21 protein-coding genes and 2 pseudogenes are annotated in these 18,994 nt (G+C 62.2%); 15 read left to right on the top strand and 8 right to left on the bottom strand.

The features are described 5' to 3' along the window. Positions 1-202: 202 nt before the first annotated feature. The 7 genes from LB553_RS25960 (at position 203) to LB553_RS25930 (ending at position 5,977) form a co-directional block, all read left to right on the top strand. Positions 203-484: a helix-turn-helix transcriptional regulator gene (locus LB553_RS25960; RefSeq protein WP_041002472.1), complete on the top strand. Its 282-nt coding sequence runs from the start codon at positions 203-205 to the stop codon at positions 482-484. 17 nt (positions 485-501) lie between these two features. Beyond that, positions 502-1,506, top strand: a complete 1,005-nt coding sequence (trbF, locus tag LB553_RS25955) for a conjugal transfer protein TrbF (RefSeq protein ID WP_224517452.1) — start codon at positions 502-504, stop codon at positions 1,504-1,506. Next, positions 1,503-2,561 (top strand): P-type conjugative transfer protein TrbG, encoded by a 1,059-nt coding sequence (gene trbG, locus LB553_RS25950; RefSeq protein WP_224517450.1) that lies wholly within the window; start codon positions 1,503-1,505, stop codon positions 2,559-2,561. The genes trbF and trbG overlap by 4 nt, the downstream gene beginning before the upstream one ends. Continuing rightward, entirely contained in the window at positions 2,558-3,694 is a 1,137-nt protein-coding gene (locus LB553_RS25945) for a TrbI/VirB10 family protein (protein ID WP_224517448.1), read from the top strand. The genes trbG and LB553_RS25945 overlap by 4 nt, the downstream gene beginning before the upstream one ends. 1 nt (position 3,695) lies before the next feature. Continuing rightward, positions 3,696-3,917, top strand: a complete 222-nt coding sequence (locus LB553_RS25940) for a DUF2274 domain-containing protein (RefSeq protein ID WP_224517446.1) — start codon at positions 3,696-3,698, stop codon at positions 3,915-3,917. A gap of 468 nt (positions 3,918-4,385) precedes the next feature. Beyond that, positions 4,386-5,303 (top strand): NADP-dependent oxidoreductase, encoded by a 918-nt coding sequence (locus LB553_RS25935; protein ID WP_224517444.1) that lies wholly within the window; start codon positions 4,386-4,388, stop codon positions 5,301-5,303. A 536-nt stretch (positions 5,304-5,839) separates the two neighbouring features. Next, positions 5,840-5,977: a hypothetical protein gene (locus LB553_RS25930; protein WP_224517442.1), complete on the top strand. Its 138-nt coding sequence runs from the start codon at positions 5,840-5,842 to the stop codon at positions 5,975-5,977. Here the strand turns inward: LB553_RS25930 and LB553_RS25925 are convergent. Further along, positions 5,974-6,300: a hypothetical protein gene (locus LB553_RS25925; protein ID WP_224517440.1), complete on the bottom strand. Its 327-nt coding sequence runs from the start codon at positions 6,298-6,300 to the stop codon at positions 5,974-5,976. The genes LB553_RS25930 and LB553_RS25925 overlap by 4 nt on opposite strands. On the opposite strand from LB553_RS25925, the pseudogene LB553_RS25915 reads away from it, so the two are divergent. The 3 genes and pseudogenes from LB553_RS25915 to LB553_RS25905 all read left to right on the top strand — a co-directional run bounded on the left by LB553_RS25915 (position 6,291) and on the right by LB553_RS25905 (position 8,232). Continuing rightward, positions 6,291-6,791: pseudogene (locus LB553_RS25915) on the top strand (glycosyl hydrolase 108 family protein). The gene LB553_RS25925 and the pseudogene LB553_RS25915 overlap by 10 nt on opposite strands. A 66-nt stretch (positions 6,792-6,857) precedes the next feature. Beyond that, entirely contained in the window at positions 6,858-7,067 is a 210-nt protein-coding gene (locus LB553_RS25910; RefSeq protein WP_224517436.1) for a hypothetical protein, read from the top strand. A gap of 922 nt (positions 7,068-7,989) precedes the next feature. After that, positions 7,990-8,232, top strand: coding sequence for a hypothetical protein (locus tag LB553_RS25905; protein WP_224517435.1), 243 nt, complete (start codon positions 7,990-7,992; stop codon positions 8,230-8,232). Between the two features lie 177 nt (positions 8,233-8,409). On the opposite strand, the gene LB553_RS25900 is transcribed toward LB553_RS25905, so the two are convergent. Further along, the gene (locus tag LB553_RS25900; RefSeq protein ID WP_224517434.1) at positions 8,410-9,603 is read right to left on the bottom strand and encodes a cation:proton antiporter; all 1,194 of its coding nucleotides are present in this window, start codon (positions 9,601-9,603) and stop codon (positions 8,410-8,412) included. 321 nt (positions 9,604-9,924) lie between these two features. Further along, positions 9,925-10,158, bottom strand: coding sequence for a polymerase (locus LB553_RS25895; RefSeq protein WP_224517431.1), 234 nt, complete (start codon positions 10,156-10,158; stop codon positions 9,925-9,927). Between the two features lie 399 nt (positions 10,159-10,557). Here LB553_RS25895 and LB553_RS25890 point away from each other — a divergent pair, with 399 nt between their 5' ends. The 5 genes from LB553_RS25890 (at position 10,558) to LB553_RS25870 (ending at position 13,652) form a co-directional block, all read left to right on the top strand. After that, positions 10,558-11,076 (top strand): sigma-70 family RNA polymerase sigma factor, encoded by a 519-nt coding sequence (locus LB553_RS25890; RefSeq protein ID WP_224517429.1) that lies wholly within the window; start codon positions 10,558-10,560, stop codon positions 11,074-11,076. Continuing rightward, positions 11,063-11,848, top strand: coding sequence for an anti-sigma factor family protein (locus tag LB553_RS25885; RefSeq protein ID WP_224517427.1), 786 nt, complete (start codon positions 11,063-11,065; stop codon positions 11,846-11,848). The genes LB553_RS25890 and LB553_RS25885 overlap by 14 nt, the downstream gene beginning before the upstream one ends. A 489-nt stretch (positions 11,849-12,337) precedes the next feature. Next, on the top strand, positions 12,338-12,637 hold the full coding sequence (locus LB553_RS25880; protein ID WP_224517425.1) for a hypothetical protein: 300 nt from the start codon (positions 12,338-12,340) through the stop codon (positions 12,635-12,637). Then, on the top strand, positions 12,634-12,888 hold the full coding sequence (locus LB553_RS25875; protein WP_224517423.1) for a hypothetical protein: 255 nt from the start codon (positions 12,634-12,636) through the stop codon (positions 12,886-12,888). Before LB553_RS25880 ends, LB553_RS25875 begins: the two co-directional genes overlap by 4 nt. A 44-nt stretch (positions 12,889-12,932) precedes the next feature. Next, positions 12,933-13,652 carry a DUF4336 domain-containing protein gene (locus tag LB553_RS25870; RefSeq protein ID WP_224517420.1) on the top strand — a complete coding sequence of 240 codons (720 nt, stop codon included), beginning with the start codon at positions 12,933-12,935 and terminating at the stop codon, positions 13,650-13,652. A 168-nt stretch (positions 13,653-13,820) separates the two neighbouring features. Here LB553_RS25870 and LB553_RS25865 read toward each other — a convergent pair. From LB553_RS25865 to LB553_RS25845, 5 genes and pseudogenes are all read right to left on the bottom strand, one after another. Further along, positions 13,821-15,173 (bottom strand): annotated as a pseudogene (locus LB553_RS25865) (chloride channel protein). 284 nt (positions 15,174-15,457) lie between these two features. Continuing rightward, on the bottom strand, positions 15,458-16,648 hold the full coding sequence (locus LB553_RS25860) for an FAD-binding domain (RefSeq protein WP_224517419.1): 1,191 nt from the start codon (positions 16,646-16,648) through the stop codon (positions 15,458-15,460). A 14-nt stretch (positions 16,649-16,662) separates the two neighbouring features. After that, a complete protein-coding gene (locus LB553_RS25855) occupies positions 16,663-17,226 on the bottom strand; it encodes an SH3 domain-containing protein (protein ID WP_224517417.1) in 564 nt (187 codons plus the stop codon). Positions 17,227-17,239: 13 nt separating this feature from the next. After that, entirely contained in the window at positions 17,240-17,548 is a 309-nt protein-coding gene (locus tag LB553_RS25850) for a DUF982 domain-containing protein (protein WP_224517415.1), read from the bottom strand. Next, positions 17,548-17,967, bottom strand: a complete 420-nt coding sequence (locus LB553_RS25845) for a hypothetical protein (protein WP_224517413.1) — start codon at positions 17,965-17,967, stop codon at positions 17,548-17,550. The genes LB553_RS25850 and LB553_RS25845 overlap by 1 nt, the downstream gene beginning before the upstream one ends. Between the last annotated feature and the right edge of the window lie 1,027 nt (positions 17,968-18,994).

Below are 18,994 nucleotides of genomic sequence, written 5' to 3'. Positions count from 1 at the left end.
CAGGATGCGCTGCTTGATACGGGATGGCGCAAAATGCACGAGCGCGGCTACCGTCGATCGATGGACGCGCCCGGCCACTGCCCAAGGCCTCTGAGCGGTGCGAAATAGCGCCCCTCAATTGCGCACCTGATCATTGTTCCCTCGCTTCTCCATCCTGCCCGTCGCTAGCCGTTCAACCGCAACGGCCGGAAGGAGATACCTCATGAACGCCGACGCCGCGCCACTGCCGCCGCGCTACCTGCGCACTTCTGAAGCCGCGCATTTCCTCAGTCTCTCGGCGCGCACGCTCGAGAAACATCGCACCTACGGCACCGGGCCAGCCTATCGCAAACTTGGCGGCCGCGTCGTCTACGCCGTCGACGACCTGCAGCTCTGGGTCCAGCGCGGCGCGATGACGTCGACATCCGATCCGCATGGCTCGGTGCTGCCCGCCAAGCCTCAGGCCGCCCGCCTGATCCCCTATGCCGGGCGCGAAAGGCGCTGAGCCTGCTGATTTCCCCCTTGTCGGCCAGACCACGTCAACCATTGGAGCGCGAACAGCTCGACCTGTTTCAGGCGCTGCCGGGCGTCGTCGCGCCACGCGATGCGCAGGACCTCATGGCCTATCCCTTCTTCTCCCTCGCCAAATCCAGGCGCATCGCGCCGATCGACTTTCGCGCCGGCGATGTGGCGATCCGTGTCGAAGCGATGCCCGATCACGGCATGGCGACGATCTGGGACGCCGATATCCTGATCTGGGCCGCGAGCCAGATCGTCAGCGCGCGGGACGCCGGGTTGCGCACATCCCGCCTGATGGCTGCAACGCCATACGAGATGCTTACCTTCATCGGCCGCGGCGTCTCCAAGCGAGATTACTTGCGCCTCAAGGCGGCGCTCGATCGTTTGCAGTCGACAAGCGTCGTCACCTCCATCCGCCAACCCGCCGAAGGCCGTCGCCATCGCTTCTCGTGGATCAACGAATGGCAGGAGCGCTCGGGTCGCAACGGCCGCCCGCTAGGCGTCGAACTGGTCCTGCCCGATTGGTTCTATCGCGCCGTCATGGTCGACAAGCTCGGCCAGGCTCAAGCGATCGGGCCCGCAACCGCCGACTATAAGCCGACCGATCCGCAGATCGCGTGGCATCTCGCCCGCTTTATCGAGCAGGTACGCTCCATCCCCGCTGACCCGATAATCCTGCGCCAGGACTGGCTGCGCGCCTATGATTGGACCACCGACCAGGGTGCCGCGGCGCTCAACGACTACGCTCGCGCTGCGGATCCTTTCTCCAAGATCGGCAAGCAGCAGGTCGCGGTGGACGTTTCCTCCGTCATCAGAGCCTCGCCGGGCTCCTTTCGTGTCGCCTGGATCGAACACCACTACGAAAACGGTCAGCTTTCAGGCACCGAGCGCTGGACCGCGATCCTGACGATCGTGACGCAGATGCCAAGCGACGCCGAACGTCTTCGCGCCAATCCCCTTGGCATTTACGTCAACGCCATCAACTGGTCGCGGGAGATGAGCCAATGAGCCCGAGATCGCGTCTTGTTGCCGGCACGACTTTCTCGAGATATCTGCTGTCGGCGCTGGTCTCGGGGACGACGCTGGTTGCGGGTTGCGCGACCCCTGCGAAGAAGCCGCCGAAGATCAGCTACGATACCTACGTTCCGCCCTTGCCGCCGGCTCCGGCCGCCGCGACCGACCAAAGGCCGAAACCTCTTCGCGTGCCGCCAGGCTGGGCGCCCGCGCGGGGCGGCGCCATCGGGCAAACGCCGGCAGCTCGTGTCGAGAACGCAAACGCCGCGGCGCGCGTGGAGCCCCGCCGTGAGGGCTACTACAACGCGATTCAGATCTACCCATGGAGTGAAGGAGCGCTCTATCAGGTCTATGCCTCACCTGGCCAGATAACGGACATCGCGCTTGAGCCGGGCGAGAGCCTGACCGGTGATGGTCCGATCGCGGCGGGTGACACCGCGCGCTGGATCATCGGCAACACCGAAAGCGGGTCCGGCATTGCCCGTCGCGTCCACGTCCTGGTGAAACCCTCGCGGGCAGACATCACAACGAACCTTATCATCGCCACGGACCGGCGCAGCTATATGCTTGAGCTACGCTCAGGCGCGAAGCCCTACATGCCCGCCGTTGCGTGGTCCTATCCGGCTCTGAAGGCGAGCCTCCTGCAGACGATCCCCACAACGCCGGTCATACCGGAGGTTAGGGCGCGAAACTATCGCTACGGCCTCACCGGCGACAGCCCGCCCTGGAAGCCGGTGAGCGCCTACGACGATGGCCGCAGGGTCTATATCGAGTTTCCGCGCGGCATCGTGCAAGGCGAGATGCCGCCGATTTTCGTCATCGGTCCGGACGGCGAGGCTGAAATCACCAACAGCCGCGTCTATCAGAACATTCTCATCGTCGACCGCCTTTTTGGTGCGGCCGAACTGCGTCTTGGCGCCGGCAAGCGGCAGCAGACGGTCAGGGTCGTGCGCGTCGATGGAAGAACCGATGGGTTGTGGCGCGGCCTAAGCGACAGCGACGCGTCGAAGCTGCCGAGCGCAGCGCACGAGGGAGCGCTGCAGCCATGAACGAAAAGAATATGGCCGTCGAACCCATGCGGCTTCGTGCCGCCCCCCCTCGTGTGACGCGTCTGTCGCGCAAGGTGCTCGCAGGCATCGGCTTCGTCGCCTCACTCGGTCTAGGCGGCGGGTTGATTTATGCTCTGCAGGACGCCAACACGTTCAAGCAAGGCGAGGAGCTCTACCCTACCTCCAATCGGCCGCCCGCCGACGGGTTGGCAAGACTGCCGCGCGATTATGCAGGCCCGATCCTTGGGCCGCCGCTGCCTGGCGATCTCGGCAGGCCGATCCTCGATGCTCAGAACAAGGGGCAGGCCGTCGAGCCGCCCTCAATCGCAAGCCCCGCGATTGACGAAGCCGAGCAGCGCCGGCGAGCCGAAGAGGAAGCGGCCAGAAACTCGCGCGTGTTCTTCCAGACAGCGCAAGGAGATCGCAGGATCGCCGAAGCGTCCGCTCCTGCTGTTAACGACGTTGCCGGTCAGTACGGTCAACCAAGTGCGCAGGATCGCCAGCTTTCCTTCCTGTCCGCCGCCGCTGACCGGCGGACCGTGGCCCCGGATCACATCACGCCTCCCGCGTCGCCCTATATGCTTCAAGCCGGTGCCGTCATCCCGGCCGCGCTCATTACGGGTATCCGGTCGGACCTTCCCGGGCAGATCAGCGCTCAGGTGACCGAAAATGTCTATGACAGTCCCACCGGCCGCTCGCTGCTCATCCCGCAAGGCACTCGAATTTTTGGGCAGTACGATAGCGGGATCGGCTCCGGGCAGCGCCGGGTGCTGCTTGTCTGGAACAGGCTGATCTTTCCCGACGGACGCTCCATCGTGCTGGAGCGGCAGCCTGGCGCGGACGCTCAGGGCTATGCCGGCCTGGAGGATGCCGTCGACTATCACTGGGGCGAGTTGTTCAAGGCTGCTGCCTTGTCGACCGTTTTAAGCGTTGGCGCGCAGGCCGGTTCTTCCGATCAAGGCAGCGATATCGCGCGTGCTTTGCGAAGCGGCGCTTCCGACAGCGTCAGCCAGGTAGGCCAACAGGTCGTTCAGCGGCAACTCGCTATCGCCCCGACGCTCACGATCCGGCCGGGGTTTCCCGTTCGCGTCCTCGTTACCCGCGACCTTACCCTTGAACCCTACGGAGGCTGATATGGCCAAGTTGAGACTCGCAACGATTGCCGACGACAAGCCAGTCAAGATTACGGTGGAACTCCCGGCGCCCCTGCATCGCGATCTGGTGAAATACGCAGAGATCCTCGGGCGCGAGACCGGGCGGCCATCTGCCGATCCATCGCGCTTGATCGCTCCGATGCTTGAACGGTTCATCGCAACCGACCGCGGCTTTGCGAAAGCGAAGAAGGAGCAGGCCTGAACCGACTTTCCGACGGCCGCCAACCGGCGAGCGCCTTGAGCCGAGACGACGATAGGAGCTCTCCTGTCGATGGTTACGGCCCAACACGAGGCTCGAACGGCTCGTTCGCTCGCTGCTCGAGGCCTGGACCGATTGGATCCCTGCGCGTCGGGAATGCCGGCTGGTTCGACTGTGTGGGTGGAACCAGAGAAGTTGGAGGAGTGGCGCTATGTCTGGCGCCCGCAGCTGATCAAGCTCTGCGATAAAGCCACGACATACATCAGCCGGATGGCTGACGGTTGCCGTCTCATCGACAGATGAGCTGCACGACGTGACGGCGCCTGACTGTTGAAGCGCCCGCCGCCGTCGCACGGCAGTCGATATCAAGCCCGGAAGGCGCCGAGCCGAGACATCGACTGCCTGAGAACCGAAAACGCGTTACGCCTGCAATTCAGCCAAACCAGAAATATATCTGAGGAGACAATTCCCATGAAAGCAATCGTTGTAACGGACCAGGCGGAGGGAACGGCCGGCATGACACTGGTGGAGCGGCCCGAACCACAGGCAGCGATAAACGACGTTGTCGTTCAGGTGCACGCGGCGGGCTTCGTCAACACCGAACTGGAGTGGCCTTCGACCTGGTCGGATCGGGGCTTTCGTGACCGGACACCATCGATCCTCGGCCATGAACTGGCGGGTGTGGTTACCGCGCGTGGCTACGGTACCACGGGGCTGTCGATCGGTCAGCGAGTGTTCGGCCTGTCGGACTGGCATCGCGACGGCACGCTCGCCGAGTACGTCGCAATGGAGGCACGCAACCTTGCGCCACTGCCCGGCGATGTCGACTTCACGGTGGGCGCAAGCCTGCCGATCTCGGGCTTGACTGCATGGCAGGGGCTGTTCCAGCACGGCCGCCTTCAGGCGGGGCAGAGCGTGCTTGCGCATGGCGCGGCCGGTGCCGTCGGTTCGATCGTGGCGCAGCTCGCACGGGAAGCCGGAGCCTATGTCATCGGCACCGGACGCGCCGCCGACCGCCAGAAGGCTCTCGACTTCGGTGCAAATGAATTCATCGACCTTGGGAACGACACTCTGGAGGACATCGGCGGCGTCGATCTGGTTTTCGACGTCATCGGCGGCGACATCCAGAAGCGGTCGGCAGCGTTGATCCGGGCCGGAGGAGCGCTTGTGACAGTCGTCGGACCGACGGATGTTCGACCCGCTGACGGCCTGGCGATCGACTTCGTCGTTGAGGCCGATCGCGCCCAGCTGTCCGAGATAGTCCAGCGGATACGAGATGGAAGATTGCGGACCAATATCGGCAAGGTAGCATCTCTCGACGATGCCGTCGCAGCTTTCAATTCGACCGAGCGGCGCGCGGGAAAGACGGTCATCCGCCTTCGTCCGTAATAGCTGGAAAGGGCGCCGAAACTGAGGCCGTCCTGCTCAACCCCGGATGGCAAGGAGAAATCCCTGAAGGCAGGGCCGAAAACCCCGTTTGCAAAGCGGCGCCGCAAACCCTTGAGCGCTTTGAGAGCGATTGCAACAGGTCGTCTTCGTTGGATCAGCCGCTCTCGAACTTTTGGATAACCTCGCGTGCGAGATCGTCCCTCTGATCTTTGTCTCTAAGGGCCAGACGGCGCTCTTTGCAGAGCCTATCAAAGACAGTTTGGAGAAGCGTCAGTTCGGACGGCGTGAAAATGCCGCTGTATCGCGTAAAAACCACGCAGCTTCCTCCCTCAGATGGGCGGAAGCGTGATCTACTCTCCCAAGCGTCCGTGTGCCCCGGCTGGGTGCGGACGACTTTTTCAATCTACACCCCAGGACGAAGCGTTGCGACCCGTTCCTAGTCGAAGAGGGAAGTTACAAAACGACGGCGCGCGGCAAGGGGTCCCGGCTCGGTCACCATCGAAGGCGAGCCCACCGCCGGGCCGGAAGGCACGGCGATGATCAACCTGCGCGCCGGCGTCGATGGCGGCGACACCATCGCACCGATCACCAACACGCTCGACCGAGGCAGCGGCTGCACCAACCAGATCTCGCTCGGCAACCCGCAAGGCTCGGCCGGGGCGGACAGTCGCTAGTTCGAGAGCAGTTTCACCATCGTCAGGCGCATGCGCGCCAGTCTTCGTGCCGAACTATGGAATGCCTCCCGCTCGGCTTCGAGCAGAAATTCAAGCGTCATCATGTCAAGCAGGAATTCATCCACGGCTTCAGCCAGTTCGTGCGACTTGCCTTTGATTTGAGCAAGCAGCGCGCGTGACTCCGCGACCAGGTTGGCGCCGCCGTCCTCGATCAGCCCCTCAAGCTTACTGAAGCAGTCCAAATCTGAAGTCCCCCTGCGGCGACCCTCAATCGTCGACGAGCCGGAAAGTTCCCAAGCGAAACAAAAGTTCGATGACCGCATCTCGCGAGCAGGAATCGCTCGCCCGCGTGCTCCCGCATGAGGGCGGCTACAGCAATCATCCGACCGATCCGGGCGGCATCACCGTGAAGGGGTGACCCAGCTGGTTTATGATGCCTATCGGAAGGGCGAGGGCCAAGCGAGGCCTGGGGGGCACTTCGAGCGACGAGCTCTTCGAAATCTACGAGCGCCAGTGTTGGGACGCTGTGGAGTGCGACCAACTGCCGGCCGGCGTCGACTATGTCGTTTTCGACGACGCGGTGAAATCCGGCCGCATCCGCACTGAGGACGTGTACGACTTCCGGCGTCAACAGTGTGCCAGCCCGTTGATCGAGCCTTCGGTAATAGCCTGGCGGTCGCGCAGGGTGAGACACTGGCCGACCAGAACAGGATTGACAGAACGATGGCGTCAGGCTGCACCATCGGTCTCACACGCCGCCCGAATGCGACGGTACACTAGGCAAGCGCGGCTCTGCCGGTGGGCTTTTTGTTGACAACTAACTTTGATGAAGCCCAGATTTGCGGGGTTTGAGGGATCGACCTATTTAGGGAGGGACTTCATGCCAATTAATGCGAGAGCCAGAGAAGCAGGCATCTTCAGTTCGTCAGAAGTCGCACTACTCGGTCGCGTGTTCGACAGATTGAAAGATGAACATCAGTCCCCCAAGCGACGCGAAGCTCTCGCTTCTCGCGTTCTGGCCAACTACCTGGCGGGGATCAGGGACGAGGCTGAACTGCTGTCCGTTTCAAAACTTCCGCTCGGGCGCTAGACAGTATCCTTACTCTGTGCGGGCGGTGAATTCCCCTCGTCGTTGCACACGAGCTACAGCCCGGTCAGAACTGCATTAGAAAAGCGTTGTGCGGGGTTTCTCGATCCGGCGGACCATCCGGGAAGCGGAGCACAATCCAATTTAGTTTGAGGGAAGAGGGCCCGTTGGCTTCGGTCGGCGGGCTTTTTTCACTTTCTACGCCTGATCGCACCCGAAACCTTTCCCGCTCACATCCAGTTCGGCGCGATTCATGGAGTTTCCGTTGCGTCGCGCAGCAAGAGACGACGAGAAAGACCTGGCTGATCTATTCGTTCGGCGGCTGGTTGAGGAGACGGGGTTTCCAAAGACCAAGCCCGAGAGCTTATCGAGATGATCGGCACTGACTGGGCATCGCTCATGCGAGAAGCGCGCTTCCTGAAGCGAGCGAATTGATCCCTACGGAACATTCCCGTCGCGCCGATGTTGAGTAGCTGCGACGCGTCCCCTCCCGAGCATCCCACGACGTCGCGTCGGGGTTTGGCACTTTCCCGACATGAGCCCGCATCGTTCCCCCCGGTGCGGGCTCTTTCATTGCCGCCCGCGCAATTCCGTCGCGAGCGCCTCAAGGGCTTTCACGTCCTCTGCGTAGGATGCTACCTGTCCAGGATACCGCTCCATCTGCTGGCGATAGAAATTCAGCCACTTCGGCAGGTCCGCAATCGGGAACGTTCCTCGCCAGACGCCTTTCTCCAGCGTGAAGGAGCTGGCAGCCGAACTCGTAAGTCGCTATCGTCTTCATGCCTGCGTCATAGCAAGAGTTGGGAGAGTGTAAGACCCTCGGCAGCGGTCAAGCCCCCCTTCGCCAATGCTCGGCGGGGAACCATGCCGGGCGCTAGATGTTCCCCTTGTGACTTGGTTGGCGAGGTACAGATATGGCGGCGCCTTGCAGATTCCAGCTCATCAGATTGAATTCGATCTTCCCCAAGCCGACGACATTCGCATCAACGATCCGGCGCTAATCACGCGGGTGGCGGCGATGCAATCGAGCTCCAGTGACGTTCGGCTTTCCGCTCTCCGGACCGAAGGAGGGCCGGTATTTAACTGCCGCTCCGAAGGCCGCCGTTTCGCCGACAGCAAACGCTGCCTCATGCCAGCGCCGTTTTTCGAGTTCACGGGCACGAAATAGGCAAGTGGTCGCTCTTCAACCTCAGGCAAAGCAGCTATGATTAGGCGAGGGGAGACCTTGATGAAAAAGCAATTCACGCTCATCCTCCCCGCCACGGGAGGGATGGCCGTCCCGCATGGCCCGTGCAGTGCCGGCTGCCGAAGCACGAAGTCCCCCTTCGCGGCAGCCGGCGCGCCCTCATGCAGCTTGCTCGGCAGTCAGTCCCAGCTTCTTGATAAGCCATGGCATTGTCAGGCCCTGGACGAAGATCGAGAACGCCACCGCGGCAAACGCCGTGACAATGATATCCCCACGCTCGGCTATGTCCTGTGGCAGCGCAAGGGACAGGGCAAGCGCGAGCGCGCCGCGCAGGCCGCCCCAAACGAGGACATGCTGGTACTTGAGATCCACCTTCAGCGAAGTCGGCTTGAGGAGCGCGCAGAGCGGGTAGATGGCCAGTATCCGGCCGAGCAGTACGAGTACGACGGCGACCGCCGAGCTACCCGCAAAGATCCCGAGCGGCTGGTGCGCCTCATGGCCGCCAATCAGGATGAACACGATCGAGTTGGCGAGGAAGGCGGCATAGCCCCAGAATGCCAGCACGTGGCTTCGCGCGTTGGCCGATATGGCGCCTTTCCAGCCCACATTGCCAACCAGAAGCCCGGAGGTGAGCGTTGCAAGAACGCCCGACATGCCGAATTTCTCGGCGATTAGAAATGACCCATAGGCCGCGATCGTCGTTAGCGTAATTTCCACCAGATGGTCCTCCGTCCGCCCCGCGATGAGAAGGAGCACCGCTGCGACGGCCGCACCGATCGCGATGCCGCCCGCGACAATCCAGACGAAGGAAGAGGCGATGGCCACGGGCGTGGCGCTTGCGCCTGATGCGATCGCAATCAGGATGGCAAAACCGACGGCCGCCGCGCCATCGTTGAGCAGGCTTTCGGATTCGACCAGAAGCCCAAGCCGCGGCTGCACCTTCATCGCCTTGAAGGCAGCCAATACCGAGACCGGATCCGTCGCCGCGATCAGCACGCCAAAGAGGCTTGCGCCAATCCAGCTCCATCCGAGCAGCCAATGCATCCCGAGTGCTACAACAGCAGCAGCGATCGCCACTCCCGGAAAGGCAAGCAAAGCAGTCACCGGCAGGTTGACGCGGAAATGGCGCCATTCGATTTCAAGCGCCGCCTGGAAAATCAGCGGCGGCAGAAATACCGTGAAGATCAGGTCCCGGCTGAGTGGCAGCTCGGTTCCACCCGGGACAAAGCCGAGCGCTATGCCGGCAGCTACCAGCCCGACGCTGTAGGGAAGGCGCAGCCGGCTCGAGATCATCGCGACAAGCGAGGCCGTCAGGAGTATGAGCCCGAGCGTTGGAATGGAGAGTTCGTCCATTCCGGATTATGGCTAGGTGGGAATGGATTCGGCAAGCAAAAGCCGTTGTCACCAACAAGCGCGGTCGTGGATGGGCGCCAGCTGTGGACACGAGAGCGTGGACAGGCCAGAAAGGTCTCGACCGATTTCGCCGTCGAGGACGGCTTAACCTGCCGTCTGATGACGCGACACCGACGTCGGCGAATGCAGCCGGGTACCGGTGCCTTCGCACGCACGGCGCCTCCAAGACGGCAGTGCCGCCGTCGGCTTCCTGCCCGCCCGGCGGAGGTAGGGCGTTATGCGTGCGTGCAGCCAAACGCTCCCCTGGCCGCAGGAGACGGTCTATCGCAACGCCGTTGGTCTTCTTGGTGCGAGCGCAACGTCGAAGTAACCTGGCAGTTGCTGGCGCGCGTCGCGGATCGAAGCCGTCTTGTCCGGATCGGCCGGCAGAAGGACGACCACTCGTGCTTGGCGCCTCGGGAAGAGCGGTCTGCCGCCGACGAGGAAAATCAGGGCGACGCCACATATTAGCAACATAGCGGCGAACGTGTTTGCAATGATCTCGCCCAGCCGCATCCCGACCCGCCTCACTCTTGCTCCAGCCGGGGTTGTCGACGAGCCGGCTCCACGTTGATACCGTCGAGCAGCGGATTCTATTTCAGCTTGCTACACCGACGAGCGTCGGCTCGCGCTTCCAAATATTTTCGTTGTCGCCTGGAATAGTTTCCGGCCAGCCTTGGTAATTGGTGCAAGGAGGGGGAGCACAAGACCTGTCCAAGCCAATATCGGACACGGGAGCGGCGCAAGCATCTGAGGATACATGGCACCCAGATCTTGGAACCGGGAGGAGCACGCTCCCAGTCGGCCCAGCGGAAGCTGTCCCTGCCCGCTGGGCCGTCTATCTGTCAGCGAGATGCAAAGTGGAGATCCTGAAGTGACGCAAAAGAGTATATCTTTGGTGATATGAAGACCAGGTTGGACGTCATACCGCACCTCGAGGATCTTTGGCGTTACGGTCGCGTCCTCACCGGCAACGATTCTGACGCGGACGATTTGGTCCAGGAGGCGCTTGCCCGCGCGCTGACGATGGCCGCCAGCTACGACACCTCACGTCCCTTGCTGCCCTGGCTCATCACCATCGTCCGCAACACGTTCCTCACGAATGCCAGCCGGGCCGTTGCCACCCGGCAGCGCATGGCGTCCATTGCAGATGTAGCGGAGTCGGCCTTGCCGCCCTCGCAGGAGCATTCGGCTGAACTCGCGAAGGTGCAAAGGGCGTTGACGCGAATGCCGGCCGAGCAAGCCGAGATATTGCATCTGGTCGCGGTGCTGGGTTTCACATATTCAGAGACCGCCAATCTTTTGGGTGTGCCGGCAGGGACCGTGATGTCGCGCCTCAGCCGCGCCCGAGCGGCGCTGAAGCACAACCTGGAAGACAAAGACGGCGGGTCTTCCCGTCTCAAGATCGTGGGAGGGCGCGATGCGGCCTACTGATGGGATTTCCGAAGAGGATATCGGTCGCCTTCTGGATGGTGAGCTTTCCGCGTCGCAGAGATCGGAGCTGCAAGCCCGCCTCGCACGTGAGCCGGAGCTGGCGGCGGAGGTCTTTGCTCATGCACAACGCATGGAGGCGTTGCGCGCCTCACAGCCACAGCGGCTGTTTCCGCCTGCCGCGAGCGTGGAGAAGGCGAAGCGCCTGGAGAGTGCGTTTCGCCGCGGAAAGATGTTTGCCCTACTGAGGCTCCAAGTCGCCGCCGTGTTGCTGGTTGCGATCGGCTGGGGCGCGAACTCTTTGACCGTGCCGCTCCGCCAAGGCGGCAAGACGGCTGATGAGACCTTCATTTTGGCCGCGCGAGACGCGTTGCGGGTCGCGCAACTGAATGCGGGCCCGGACAGAGGCGTCGAGCCGAAGCAGGACAAGATCGAACGACTGGTTGGCGCCGTCAACGTCAGCATGCCGACCCTGCCATCGGTGTGGGTGGTGAGGGATGTTCAGGTGCAGCCGTGGAACGGGAAACAAAGCCTCGTCGTCACGGCCGATACGCCAAGCGTTGGTCGCATCACGCTGGTGGCAGCCCCGATGAATGGCGAGGACGCAGTGCCTCCCACCCCGGCGACGGACGGCCGCGTGCCAACGGTCTACTGGCAATCTGGAGGCACCGCCTATGCCTTGATGGGATCCGCTGCGCCGGACCGGCTTGAAGTGGAAGCAAAGCAGATTGAAGTCGCCACGCGCAGGAATGTTGCCCCGAAGACAAGAGGTTGATCGTCGCCTAACATTTGACCCGCGTTCCAGTCCTACCGATCGGCTGCCGCCGCTGCCTCAGTCTCGATGCGTCGCTCTCGACAAGATCCGAAAGAAGCTCGTGTGATGAACGTTTTGTCGTTCGAGAGAAGATATTATCCCTCAAAATGTCCGATCTGCGCTGGAGCCGGCTTGGAGGCAGATATCGCGCTGCGCAAGGTCGAGTTCCAATGCGCTTCTTGCGGCCCCTTTGAAATCACTTCGCCAGCGCGCACCGCAATGAAAGGGCTCTCCGAGGAGAACCGAAGGATGTGGCTGTCGCAGGCTCGGCAACAGAATTCGACAATCCCGGTCCTTGCCTGTGCAAACGAAACGCTGTCGCGGGGTGGATCGTGAATCCGCCCCGCGACAGTGCGGAAGTGCGCGCCCGCGTGGGCACTTTCCTTGTGGGGTGGTGCCGGGCCGTTCGAGATGTTGTTGTGTCCGATTGAACTACCGAAGGTATCTGGCTTGAGTGCAGCAAACGCGATCCGCAAGCTTGAAGACTACGAGGAAGTTGGGCTCATCGGGTATCCCTGCGATGGAGATTACATCGCGGTGGTTGGCGCCAAGGCCCGTGAAGACTGGCTGCTCGGAGGCGAGCTTTGCGGCTTGAACGGTGCTGTTATTGCCGAACAGGCAGCGGCGCTGCCACGCTATTATCCGCAAGGCTGCCGCCTCGTGCTCGCCACGATCAGGAAGGACTGGGTTGTCGCCATCCGGAGTTACGATGACACTCAGGCCAACGAGCGGCCGGAGTTGCCGTCATGACCACCGGATCAGACGCCCGAGATGCGCTCGCCCTTGATGCGCCTTCCGAGATCCGCGCCGCGGCAATGCTGCGAGAATCCGGGTCGATGTCGTTCGACGCCGGCGTCGAAGCGGCGTTGGTCGCAGCCGCCGCTGAAATGAGGGTCGCAAAATCGGAGATCGTCCGCCTTGCTGTTCGTGAATGGCTGGCGGGCGCCAGCGCGGAACCGGCTGCTGACCACGCCGGGACATTCCCGAGGATTGAGAGCTGATGCCGAGGTCTGAGGAGTCTCTGAACGGTCGGTCCGCGTTGAACTTGTATGAGCCGATCAATGTTCTCAAGCCGGTCGCACCGGACGTGTGGATCGTGGATGGACCGCGGATAGACTTTGACCTCGGCTTGATGAAATTTCCCTTCAGTACCCGCATGACGGTTATGCGGCTCCGCAATGGCGATCTGGCGCTCCACTCGCCGGTACCTCTGACCCCGGCGCTGCGATCCGCCGTCGATGTGCTCGGCCCGGTCCGTTTTCTGATTGCTCCGAACTCATTGCACTACCGGTGGGTGCCGGACTGGAAGGCCGCCATTCCCAGCGCCGAAGTTCTGGCCGTGCGCCGTTTGCAGAAGCGGGCGAAACGTCCGATAGCCGTGGACCGGCTTCTGGTCGGGCGGCACTCGCCATGGCCTGGCGAAGTCGACGTTTTGGTGGTTCGCGGCGCTGTGCTCACCGAAGCTGTTTTGTTCCACCGCGCCACGCGAACCCTGATCCTCACCGACCTGATCGAGAACTTCGAGCCAAAGCGGGTGCACAGCTGGTTCTTGAGACTGCTCGTAAGACTCGCAGGCGCCGCCGACCCGGACGGCAAGGCACCCATCGACATGCGGCTGAGCTTCTTCCGACGCCGCAGGGCGCTGCGCATGGCAGTGCAAGAGATGCTCGCCTGGCATCCGGAGCGTGTCATCATCTCGCATGGCCGATGGTATGACAAAGACGGCACTGCCGAGTTGAGGCGGGCGTTCCGCTGGGTGCTGTGAGGCTTTACGTCATTTGATTGGAAGTGAGACGCGGGCGCTGGCTGGTAGAAAATCACGCTGTTGTTGACTGCCGCGCCGACAGCCTTCGGCGCCATCGACGCCGTTCCTCGAAGCCCGGGTTGGTGCGGGCTTTCGATCGCTCGTGCGCAACTATATTGCCCCTGGCGGCTAAGGTTTGACTGCATCGTCAGCACCATCCAGCCTGCGCCTCCGGATCGCCTCGGCCACGAACACGCGATAGCGCGTGATAGAGCGGCTCGCGTGAGACGAGGCGAGCCGTGCCGTAGCCCAACATCGCCGCGCGCATCAGGGCAATGACGTTGTCGTGGTTGCCGGTCATTTCGAGGATGATGACGAAAGCCGTCATTGGTGCCTGCACCACGCCGGCGAAATAGCCAGCCATGCCGAGCAGGGCCGCGATGCCCGTACCGGTGCCCAGGACCAGTCCGAGTGTGCTGCCGATCCCTGCTCCGACCGCAAGCGACGGCGCGAAGATGCCTCCCGGATACCGGACATCATCGACAGGACGCCGGCCGCGAATTTCTCCAGGAAGAAGAATGCAGGCAAAGGGGTTCCCTCGATAGCCACGCGGGCCTGCGTGTAGCCAGTGCCGAAGGTGAGTCCGCCCGATGCGATTCCTGTTACCGCCACAGCAAGCCCGCAAACACCTGCCACGACCAGTGTTCGCCAGAGAGGTTGCAGCGCGTTCCAGCGCCGGATCCGGCGTGTGGCCGTCAAAGCAAGCAGCGAAAACAGCGCGCCGAAGCCACCGCCGATGACACCACAGGCGATCACCAACGGCCAGTCGGCGGCGAATGCCACCGTGTCCTTGGCGATGCCAAAATAGCTGTAGTTGCCGACGAGGCCGAGTGAGGCAAGGCCGGCGAGTATCACCGCGGTAAGCACAAGTCCGTTGGTACGCGCCTCGTAGGTCCGCCCCATCTCCTCTATGGCAAACACGATGCCGGCAAGTGGTGTATTGAAGGCCGCGGCAATGCCTGCGGCCGATCCGGCCAGGATGAGGCCGCGTGCCTGTGCCATGCCACCCCAGCGCGCAGCTTGCAGCATCAGCGAGGCGCCAACCTGTACCGTCGGCCCCTCTCGTCCGATCGAGGCCCCGCAGAACAGACCTATCACCGTAAGCGCGATCTTGCCGGCTGCCAGCCGCAGCGACAGGATACGGCTGCGATCGTGTTCGTCGCGCAAGTGCCGGGCGGCGATCGCCTGCGGGATGCCACTGCCTTGCGAGCCCGGGAAGAATACATGCGCCAACCAGGCGCAGAGCACGAAGCCGAGCGGCGTCATCACCAACGGCAGGTAAGAGCGCCAGCCGGTGTCCCTGCCGACAAGAGCACGAAACAGCCCCTGTGCCTGATCTGCGAGTGCCGCGAACAGCACGCTGATCAATCCGATCGAGATGGCTCCAGCCCAGAAGACAAGCCGCGGTTGCCAGATGCGACGCGAGGTCCACATTGCCCGCGAGCGCCGCAGCATGGGGTATTTTCGTGAGATGCCTGCCATGCCTGTCCTCGTGGGAAAACCTGCCCTAACACAGGCACGGCGCTGATCAAATCGGCCGAGCCGAACTAGCGGACCAAAGAAGGGAAACGAGGATCAAATACCCGTCTCAGCAGCTGGGCTCTTGGAGGCAGTCGTCCGCGTGAGTTACCCATGCCGGGCACCGACCAGAGCAGCGGCAACCTGCCTTCCGAGAAGTGGAGGCTTGCAGCCCGATCTACCGCCAGGCAACGGCTTGGGAGTCGCTTTCCAAGAGAGATGTTCGGTGCTGGCGGAGCTAGGACCGGCTAACGCCAGTGATAGTCGGGGAGGTGCAGTGCGTCAGTAATTTCTTTTCCGACCACCAGACGCGCCAGGCCGGGTATTATAAATGCATTTGTCACCAGATTGCGGAACAAAAGTCCGAGCCGCGTTCTGGGCGCCAGGGCGCTGGCGAATCTCGCTGCTCCGTGCTGCTTGGTCCGTATGTAGTTCCGTAGAAGCGCTTCGTAGCTGCCGAAAGCCTCTTCATGTCGAGCATCGGCTTTTAAGAGCTCCCCTGCCAGGACGTAGGCGGAAATCATGGCCAGGGCCGAACCCTGTCCGGCTAGCAGGGAAGCGCAAAATGCGGCATCGCCGGTCAACGCTACGCGACCTTTGGACCATCTGCTCATCGCGATCTGGCTGACGCTGTCGAAGTAGAGCTCATCGGTATGGCCCAGTTCCTCCAGGAGGGGAGGGCATTCCCATGCGCCGTCGGCATACTCGTTGCGCAGCATCTCCTTTTGCAGGTCCAGGGCCCTTGGCAGAGGACTCTCACCAACAGTGAAGACGAACAGGAAAAGGGTGCGGTTGCCATGCAGCGTAAAACGGCCGAGCATCCGCCCCGGCAGGCCGTACATCAAATACAGATCTTCATCGCGCGGCCGGTAACCCTCGACCTCGAACGCCGCGACGGCGTAGCCGAGTTTCCTCTCAAACTGGTGCTGGGGCCCGAACGCGAGCCGCCGAACGCCTGAATGCAAGCCATCGGCGCCGACTATCAGGGAGTAGTCGCGTTCGCCTCCACGTTTCAATTGCGCCCGAACACCGTCCGAGTTTTGTTCGAGCCCGACGATCTCATCGCCGAAAATGACCTCGGTGGTGTCTTTGATCTTTTCGAAGAGCAATCGCGAGAGATCGCTGCGTGCGATGGTCACGTAGCGGCCGTTTGTCAGCTCGCTGAGGACGTCTGTGCCAAAGCCTGCGACACGCTTGCCGTTCTCACCCACGATGCGCATTTCGCGCACGTGATATCCTATGCGATTGATCTCTGCCTCAAGGCCCATCCACGAGGCGATGTCATAGCCAAGACCCCAAAAATCAATGACATACCCCCCGGTGCGCAGTTGGGGCGCCTGTTCGATCAGCGTCGGCCGGAATCCGGCGGCTGCAAGCCAAAAGGCCAGTGCCGGTCCGGCAATTCCTCCACCTGAAATCAACACCGTTCGGTCCGCCACGTAGAGTCACCAATCTAGAGCACTTCACCGGGGTAGACGCCCCACAGCCCCGCTTGTTTGATAAAGCCCATTGAGGGACCGGCCGCGACCGCGCACCACTGTCCGTCGCACCAGCTCAGCCTGAGCTCAACGCGAGGCTCGAGCCAAGCAACGATGGCGCTGTCCGCCGCCGGCTTCGCATACAAAGCGAGGCGATCTTTTGACCAGGGAGCGACGATGCCAGTTCTGCGTCCTGACAGGAGCGAGTGATGGATCCAGCCGGAGCTTCCGTCCCAATCTCTCACCCGGCGCCAATTGCCGTACTCCTGATAGATCTCCAGGGGGATGCCACGTCGTTTGAAGACCCATTTGATGCTATAGCCCACACCTGGCCCAACACGCAGATTGGCGGAGGAAGCCTTTAGCGAGACAAAACGAGGCAGGGGAAACGAGCCAGCTTCTGCTCGGCCCCCCGTGGCGTTGGCCGACGCTGCGACCAACAGAATAGCAAGGGTGACACGGACGAAACCAAGCCGCCCGCGAGGTCTATTTTGCCGTCTGGCCGGCAGGAAGCCGAACGGAGCTCCGCGTTTTGCCATGGCGACGCGCAACTTACTCGACGAGCATATGGGCCTCTCGAGCCGCGTCGACCAAGGCGTCCCTGGCGACGTCAGCCGCGATACCACCGTTCATCGCTTGCCGGCAAGCCCTGAGCGCCGCCATATGCTTCGGGCTTCCCGCACTTCGCCAGTGGTTGGAAAGGAGGTCGACGGCCTGCCTGGCATTGGAAAGGTTGTTGATCTCACCGGACACGCCGGTGGCCACTGGCACGGGCCTTGAAAACCACGCTTCATACATGGCTGCGCCTCCGTCGCGAGTTGCGCCCGGCGACAAACGTCCGCCGGGCGAAACCAAACTCATCAGCTCTTGGTGTTCTCCTGAGCCACGCCGTTCGTCGGGATAGTGTCCATCGCTGACAGTTTATCGGCACACAGATCCGCCGCACCCGGCACATCGCTCCTTATCCCGGCCAGTTTCACCCATCCGCCGTCGCTGATGAAGCTGTCTCGCTGATAAGAAGAGGTTTCCTTCAGCTTGGCGAGGTTGTCGCTGGCATCGGAGGCTGTAATGAATTTCTGGACGCAGAGATTAGCTGCCAGCTCGGCCTTTGCCTTGAGGGCGGATGTCTTGGCCATCTCGGCTGCCGTTCCAGCCGTCGTCCAGCCTCCGGCCGTGAAGCCGATGATCATCGTCAGCACAACGGCACACACGACCGTCCAGAACCACAGGGTCTTGGACGGTCGGTAAGCGTCGAAGCGTTGTGAAAGCGGTTGTTCCATAGTTTCCTCCCTTTGAGACGCCTGTGTTTCAGGTTGGTTTCCAGCGCCCGGGTGGACGCTGATCATGTGGCGATCGGCCTAGCGACCGACATGGTGAGGTCTTCTTGGCGGGGGCGACCCAGATCAAGAGGCGGGGCAGGGGGATGCCGGGTCCGAGTGGCAGAACTTTCGATCTCGAGCGCGTCGATGGAGATCCTCGTGGGTTCGTGTCCCACATTGCAGCGCCAGAAACGCTATGCCTGAGCACCTGAAAATTGCACAAAGTGGCGAGCACGGACAAACTTCACCTCATTGCCGCATATACCGAGCTCGATCCGAAACTATTCCATGCCGCCGCGATTATGTGAGACTCCGCAACATCGCTGTTCCGGAAGGTACCGTTCGCTATTCGCCGGCCCGGAAGCCGTCCAGGCCTTCATGTCGGCCTCGGCGTCTGCGATCAGGCCCGGCGCTCTCCTTGCAAAAGATTTTCAAGAAAACGTCGTCAGGCCGGGAATAGTTCGCCCGCCTGCCTGGTAAGTCGAACAGCAAGGGCGAACCTTCGGCCTGTCCGACAAACCCAGCATGCCTGTCGGAGGAGGTACCGGGGGTAACGGACCGAGTCATGACGGCGAGCGCTTTGCGTTCGGAACGACGCTCCCGTCAGCCCAGCGGTTGTTGTCTCCATGCAACCGCTGGGCCGCTAGAGGGTGCGCAAGTGTACGACAGAACTTAATCCTAAAAAAGCGGTGCCCGCGAATGAACGTTTTGCCGTTTGACAAAGGCCGTAAATATTATCCATCAACTTGCCCGATTTGTGAGGGAGCCACCCTGGAAGCCGATCTGCCGCACCGGCAGGCAGAGTTCCAATGCGCCTTTTGCGGCGCGTACGAGATCACCCCCGCGGCGCGCTCCGCCATGAGAGGTCTTGCTCAGGAGCATAGAGCCGTATGGCTGTCTCAAGCCCGGCAACAAGCCGGAGCCACGCGACAACTTGCGCTCGTGGCTTGCGCCAACGAGTCGTCGATGCCTCGGTCGAGCAGCTCTC

Origin of the sequence: Mesorhizobium sp. CA8 (assembly GCF_020164955.1) — a bacterium.
Classification (GTDB): Bacteria; Pseudomonadota; Alphaproteobacteria; order Rhizobiales; family Rhizobiaceae; genus Mesorhizobium.
This window is presented reverse-complemented; position numbering and strand designations above follow the sequence as displayed.